Origin of the sequence: Brachyspira sp. G79, from assembly GCF_002379365.1 — a bacterium.
In the GTDB taxonomy this organism is placed as follows: domain Bacteria; phylum Spirochaetota; class Brachyspiria; order Brachyspirales; family Brachyspiraceae; genus Brachyspira.
Map to the genome: position 1 here is coordinate 1,432,062 of NZ_JQIU01000008.1, position 6,041 is coordinate 1,438,102.

The window sequence follows — 6,041 nt, forward strand, 5'->3', positions numbered from 1 at the left end:
TTAACACTTTAACATATGAAATAGAATCTATGAAAGGAACATTAGAAAATCTTAATTCATCTGTAAACTATTCTAAAGTAACTTTAAATATTTCAGACAGAGAAGCTATAAAGTCTGGAAATAATAATCTTTATAATAAATACATAAATTTAATATCATTTTTAAAAGCATTTTTCTCTTCAATAGGATTCTTTTTAATTGGTTTTGTAGCCGTTTCAATACCTATAGTACTAATAGCAGCATTATTCTACTATATATGCTTTGGAAAAATAGGTTTAATAAGAAAATTATACAAAAAAATTAAATAAATTATAATACTTACACCTAGTATATCAAAAAAAATCGTTTTTTTATCAAATTTCAGAAATTTTTGGGAACTTTTAAATATAGTCTTCGTCTAATAAAGCATAAGAAAAACAAAAAATAACAAAAATAAAATTAAGGAGAAAACGTATGAAAAAAGGCGTCATCATTTTTACAGCATTAGCAATTATGCTTCTTGCTTCTTTGTCTTTATTTGCTCAGTATGGAAGAGGTTACGGCAGAGGCGGATACGGAAGAGGAAATTATTGCGGTTATAATTCAGGCTATGGCAGATATAATAATCCTGATTACAGATACAATAATGGATACAGAGGATATTATAACGGCTGTTATTATTACAATGCACAATAAAAAATAAAATAAAAATTTTTATAAATAAAAAAGGAGAAAAACATGACAAACAAAATTAACAAAAAAGCAATTATATTAATATCAATAGCAATTATGATTTTTGGTTCAGTATCTTTATTTGCTCAATACGGCAGAGGTTATGGCAGAGGATACGGTGCTGGTTATGGTGCAGGCTATGGCAGATGCGGTGCTGGATATGGCAGAGGATATTATGGTGCTGGATATGGCGGATGCGGATATGCTGCTGGATACGGAAGAGGTTATTACGGATATTATAACAATCAGCTTACTCAAGAACAAATTGATCAAATAAGAACTATACAGGATAAATATTACCCTCAAATGGATACTTTAAGAAGAGAAATATATAACCAAACACAAAATATTAATACTGAAATGAGAAAAGATGCTCCAGATCAAAATGCTATCAATACTGCAATAGATGCAAGAAGCAAAGCATCTGCTGATTTACAAAAATTGAGAACTCAATGCTTTTTAGAAATAGACAAAGTATACCAAAATAAATAATTTTTTAATCGCTCAACTTTAATATCCCGTGTAATAATAAAATTATTATGCGGGAGATTTTATTTTTTTAGTTTTGTTTGTTTTAAATTATAAAGTATATAAGGAGATTAAAAACTATGAAAATATTGAACATATTATTTGTATTTTTAAGTGCTGCAAGTCTATCTTTTTCACAATATTATTACAGCCCAGCACCTAGAGTTGGAAATGTAAAGCCTTATGTACCTCCAAGAGCAAAATCTGCAATACCTCTTTATCCGTATAAAAATGATCTAACAACTCCAAGATTTGCTAATCCCGGATATACTAAAAGTTACTATAGAAACGGAAGATTTCATTATTTTGGAAGCGGATATATGAGCTACAGAGACAGACAAAAACTAGAAGCTATAAATGGAAGATATTCCCCAAGATACAGAATGCTTGAAAATCAAATGAAAATAAATAATTCTACAATTAAGGCACAAATAAATCAGAAAAATCCTAATAATAATGCTGTAAATAGTGCTGTTAATGATAATTTCAGAATACAGATGGAAATGCAGATGATTAGGACTTTAAGAGAACTTGATATAAACAGGCATTTTAAATAAAATTAATTTACTAAAAATTATTAATAGTAATCTCTGTAGTATTTTTTATAATCTTCTTCTTTGCCTGCATTTTTATCGTCATCAAAGTCATCGTAATTATCATAGAAGAAGTCAAACATACTATTAATAAATTTATTGCTTATATCCAAATCTCCCAAATGTATGTATAAAGGATTTTCTGATATTACTCTGCCATTAAACTTTCTTAAATAATAACTTTGAGGATCTTTTAAATATATAAATAAATATCCTCCTATAATATCCAAATCTTTTATCTCTTTCCAAAGTACATATATATAACTTTTTACTAATAAATTATTATAATATATTCCATTATCATCTAATATAAAACTAGGAATCTTAAAGATAATACTTTTTATCAAAATTATAGAGAGTATAACAACCCCAAAAATAAAAAAGCATACTACAAATATAATAGCAGCTCTCATTTAACTGTCAGCTTTTGTAAATAATACACTTATAAGAAGAATAGCAATTATTAATCCTATCATCATTATAGCAAAATACCTAATATTATTAATATAAACTTTAACAGAAAATTTACTGTTTGCAAATAATTTATTAATATCTTTCATAATCAAATAACCCCAGTGCTTTTTTCAAAATAAAATGTAATCATAGCTATAACAGTATCTTTCTTCATTTTTAATTCCGACATATAAAAAACAATAGGTTCATCAGGATTTTTTCTATTTCTTGATAAGCTACTTTCTTCTTTTAAGTATAAATAAATAAATGTTTTTGAAAAATATATCTCTCTAATATCAGTCCATTTTACAAATATATTTTTATTTTTTAATAGAATATTATACATTATTCCATTTTCATCTAAAATAATTATGGGCTTTCCTGATTTTAGTAACTGAATAATAAATACCAAAAAACATATTAAAAAAAATAATAAACTGACAGTAAATAATATTTTCTTGTAAAAACTTGAATGTAGAAAAGCTAATATTGAAATTACAATAAAAATAAAAGAAAATAATAATAATAAAACTAATTTTCTTTTGCTATTATATATTTCAATTTTTGGTAAATCCTTATCCATTTTTACTGCCTCTTTTAATTAGTATTATAATATATATACTGAAAATTTTTAAGTTTGTCAATTTTTTTGTTGTTCTTTTTTCTGCCACAAAAAGAAACTTATATCCTTGATAACCTCGGATACACTTCGCGAAAGTACAAGTAAAAAAATAATACTAAATAGTACTACTTTTATTTCACATGTAAAATAAATTATTAAATTCAGCATAAAATATAGTATTCAGCTGCTGACACCCACCATACCTAACGGTACTTCCTTAGATCGCAGACGTACTTCGTCGGCAGCTATGACTGCTCTCCTATGAAATACCAAAGTCACTTACTACAGTCACAAAAAAGTTGGGGGCGGCACGACTGTATGTCACCACAAATACTAAATTTAAAAATTTTTTTTGACAAACTATATTTGTTTAGGTATAGATAGATATATTTATTATTAATATCCATGATTATGATACTTTTATATATTAAAAAATGATATGAATTTGTTATAAAAAATAGTGCTATAATATATAGTTTAATAAATATTTTAAATATATTTTTTATGCAAAAATATAAAAATATATCACATAGCACGCATTATAAATATTGCACCAACTACTGTAAAAGTTTTTTATGAACCATAAAAATTGAACGTAGAAACATTTCATAAAATAATTTCTATTTTTAGCAAAATATTATCTTGAAGACTTGAGAAATATAGAAAAAACAGATTATAGGGATATATTATTTATATTACCAGATCATAATTCTATAATTATTGAAGATATTATAAAATATATTCAAAATATAGCATTAAGATATAATTTTTATATAAGATTTTATAAAAATATAGAAAATATATCCATTAATAAACTAATTCAAAAAATGAAAAAAATGGAGTGATATAAGAAGTATTATAAGTCTATTTAATATCCAGATGAAGTTACTAAAAATTTTTTAGTACCAACTGTATTTTTTAATATGATGCAGCAGGAGCACGAACTTAATATAGATGTTAATGATTATTTAGGCGGAAAATGGGTATAGAACATATTTATAGTAACGGTTGGATTAAGCCTGCTTTTATTACATATAAATATTTTGATCAGCCTTAACAGGAAAGATTTAATGGAGTAAAAACTGTGTGTGAAAAATTAAATTTATAATGCAAGTTATTTAAAACAGAATATATTACTATAAAAAATTAATATTTATCTACAAAAAAATTTTTGAAAGATTTTGATATAGATTCTATATTCTATTTTTGTGATCAAATGTCTATAGAAGGAATGAAGGGTATAAAAGAATTAGGCTACAAAATAGGAAACGATATAGATATTATAGGTGGTAACAATTTAGAAATATAAAATTTCGTAGATTTAACTTCTATGAATCAGAAACTATACGAAAAATTATTATACTCAGCAGAATATATATTAAAAAGGTTTAATGAAAAATCGACATTAATAAGTTATTTTCCAGAAGTTATCATTAGAAAAAGCTCTATTAAAATAAATTAAATATAATTAAGTTTTCCGTAAGTAATTTTTTTATGCAGACTAATAGCCTCAGAATCAGTAAGATGAGCTACATAATCTTTAACAAGTTCTTCATCGCTTTTATAAGGAATATCTGCTTTTTTAAATAAATTATCTTCTTCTATTCTTTCTTTATGTTTTAACAAATATTCAAATATAGTAGATATAATTCTATTAACTCTCTCTACATCTTCAAGTATAGCCTTACTTTCATAAACAGTTTTAAACATAAAAGCTCTTAAATCATTAATAGCCTTTAAAACTTTCTCATCAATATCTATCTCCATCTTCTCCATACTCGCTTCTATTACACCCATAATCATAGTATCTGCCCTCTCACCGTATGTAGTACCTAATACTTTAACAATATCCTTTGGTAAATCATTATATTTAAGAAGTCCGTATCTTATAGCATCATCAACATCATGATTGGCATATGCTATAGTGTCTGATATCCTTACAATCATTCCCTCATTAGTAGAAGGTCCTGAAGAGTCAGCGATAAGTTTTCCATTTTTTCCTTTTGTATGTTTTATAATTCCATCTCTTACTTCAAAACTTAAATTAAGCCCCTTGCCTTTTTCTAAATGTTCAACTACTCTTAAAGAATGTGAAGAATGATGAAACCCTTTAAAATATTTTGATATAGCCTTCTCTCCAGCATGTCCAAATGGAGAATGACCTAAATCATGACCAAATGCAATAGCCTCTGTTAAATCTTCATTAAGTCTTAATGCCCTTGCTATGCTTCTTGCTATTTGCATAACTTCAAGTGTATGCGTAAGCCTAGTTCTAAAATCGCCTACTGAAAGCATTATAACCTGTGCTTTATCTTTAAGACGCCTAAAATATTCACTGTGTACTATTCTATCTCTGTCTTGCATATAAATTGTTCTTATATCATCCTTTTCTCTTGGATATACTGTTCCTTTGCTTTCAGATGAAAATGATGCGGCTTTAGATAAAAAAGATTTTTCTCTAGTTTCTATATCAAGTCTTATTGTTCTCAAAATATTTTCCTTAAAAAAGAGTATTCTAAATAATTATGTTAATAATAAATCAATTAATAAAAAAAAACAATAATATAAAAAATCAATTAAATAAATAAGCCAAATAATGTTCTTTATTTATATTGTCTTTTAAATCATCTAAAGGAATAAATATTTTTTCATAACCATTATCAGACATAACTATAATACCCATATCCGTTATAAAAAATATTAAATTATCATTATTAAAATCATTATAGTTTTTTAAAATATCATCAGAATTATTTACTAAGTCGTTAAAATAAGAACTTATTAATTTTTGATTATTCAAATCATAAATAAGAGAAATATTATTAATTGTAAGTTTTTTATCTTCTTCTACTTGAGTAATTCTTTTATATATACAAATAGTTTTCTCATCTAAATATAATATATTAAATGCATATAAATCTTTAAGTCTAAGAAAATACTTTTTTAGTTCATAAGTAGAAAATTGTTTTAAAAATGAACTAACTTCATCTGAAAGTCTTCTTTTTCTTTTTTAAAATTTGAAATCTTCTGAAAAATTATATTCGCCATTAATATCTAAAGTTTATTTTTCTTTATTATCTATAAATGGATAATAGAAATTAAATAAATGATTAAGAATTGTTACAGTTAATCCC

Annotated in this window: 9 protein-coding genes and 1 pseudogene; 5 read left to right on the forward strand and 5 right to left on the reverse strand. The window is 25.0% G+C overall.

Annotated features, from left to right (window positions below; all coding sequences use genetic code 11):
• From KQ44_RS07700 to KQ44_RS07715, 4 genes are all read left to right on the forward strand, one after another.
• A partial coding sequence (locus KQ44_RS07700) for a DUF4349 domain-containing protein (protein ID WP_143277883.1) occupies positions 1-308 on the forward strand: 308 nt, incomplete at its 5' end.
• 145 nt (positions 309-453) lie between these two features.
• Positions 454-675 (forward strand): hypothetical protein, encoded by a 222-nt coding sequence (locus KQ44_RS07705; RefSeq protein ID WP_096736919.1) that lies wholly within the window; start codon positions 454-456, stop codon positions 673-675.
• 42 nt (positions 676-717) lie between these two features.
• On the forward strand, positions 718-1,203 hold the full coding sequence (locus tag KQ44_RS07710; RefSeq protein ID WP_096736920.1) for a periplasmic heavy metal sensor: 486 nt from the start codon (positions 718-720) through the stop codon (positions 1,201-1,203).
• 125 nt (positions 1,204-1,328) lie between these two features.
• On the forward strand, positions 1,329-1,796 hold the full coding sequence (locus tag KQ44_RS07715) for a hypothetical protein (protein ID WP_096737800.1): 468 nt from the start codon (positions 1,329-1,331) through the stop codon (positions 1,794-1,796).
• A gap of 20 nt (positions 1,797-1,816) precedes the next feature.
• On the opposite strand, the gene KQ44_RS07720 is transcribed toward KQ44_RS07715, so the two are convergent.
• The 3 genes from KQ44_RS07720 to KQ44_RS15580 are packed head-to-tail and all read right to left on the reverse strand — an operon-like array spanning position 1,817 to position 2,868.
• On the reverse strand, positions 1,817-2,245 hold the full coding sequence (locus KQ44_RS07720; protein WP_240516544.1) for a hypothetical protein: 429 nt from the start codon (positions 2,243-2,245) through the stop codon (positions 1,817-1,819).
• Positions 2,246-2,392 carry a hypothetical protein gene (locus KQ44_RS14970; RefSeq protein WP_240516545.1) on the reverse strand — a complete coding sequence of 49 codons (147 nt, stop codon included), beginning with the start codon at positions 2,390-2,392 and terminating at the stop codon, positions 2,246-2,248.
• Between the two features lie 2 nt (positions 2,393-2,394).
• Positions 2,395-2,868: an STM3941 family protein gene (locus KQ44_RS15580; protein WP_096736921.1), complete on the reverse strand. Its 474-nt coding sequence runs from the start codon at positions 2,866-2,868 to the stop codon at positions 2,395-2,397.
• 1,210 nt (positions 2,869-4,078) lie between these two features.
• On the opposite strand from KQ44_RS15580, the gene KQ44_RS14980 reads away from it, so the two are divergent.
• A complete protein-coding gene (locus KQ44_RS14980) occupies positions 4,079-4,216 on the forward strand; it encodes a hypothetical protein (RefSeq protein WP_240516547.1) in 138 nt (45 codons plus the stop codon).
• 149 nt (positions 4,217-4,365) lie between these two features.
• On the opposite strand, the gene KQ44_RS07735 is transcribed toward KQ44_RS14980, so the two are convergent.
• The gene (locus tag KQ44_RS07735) at positions 4,366-5,397 is read right to left on the reverse strand and encodes a deoxyguanosinetriphosphate triphosphohydrolase (protein WP_096736922.1); all 1,032 of its coding nucleotides are present in this window, start codon (positions 5,395-5,397) and stop codon (positions 4,366-4,368) included.
• Between the two features lie 82 nt (positions 5,398-5,479).
• Positions 5,480-6,041: pseudogene (locus tag KQ44_RS07740) on the reverse strand (hypothetical protein); the annotation flags it as partial.

Excerpts from the sequence above, each read along its gene's own strand:
- KQ44_RS07720 (WP_240516544.1), bottom strand. The coding sequence starts at position 2,245 with ATGAGAGCTGCTATTATATTTGTAGTATGCTTTTTTATTTTTGGGGTT.
- KQ44_RS07705 (WP_096736919.1), top strand. The coding sequence starts at position 454 with ATGAAAAAAGGCGTCATCATTTTTACAGCATTAGCAATTATGCTTCTT.
- KQ44_RS15580 (WP_096736921.1), bottom strand. The coding sequence starts at position 2,868 with ATGGATAAGGATTTACCAAAAATTGAAATATATAATAGCAAAAGAAAA.
- KQ44_RS07710 (WP_096736920.1), top strand. The coding sequence starts at position 718 with ATGACAAACAAAATTAACAAAAAAGCAATTATATTAATATCAATAGCA.
- KQ44_RS14970 (WP_240516545.1), bottom strand. The coding sequence starts at position 2,392 with ATGAAAGATATTAATAAATTATTTGCAAACAGTAAATTTTCTGTTAAA.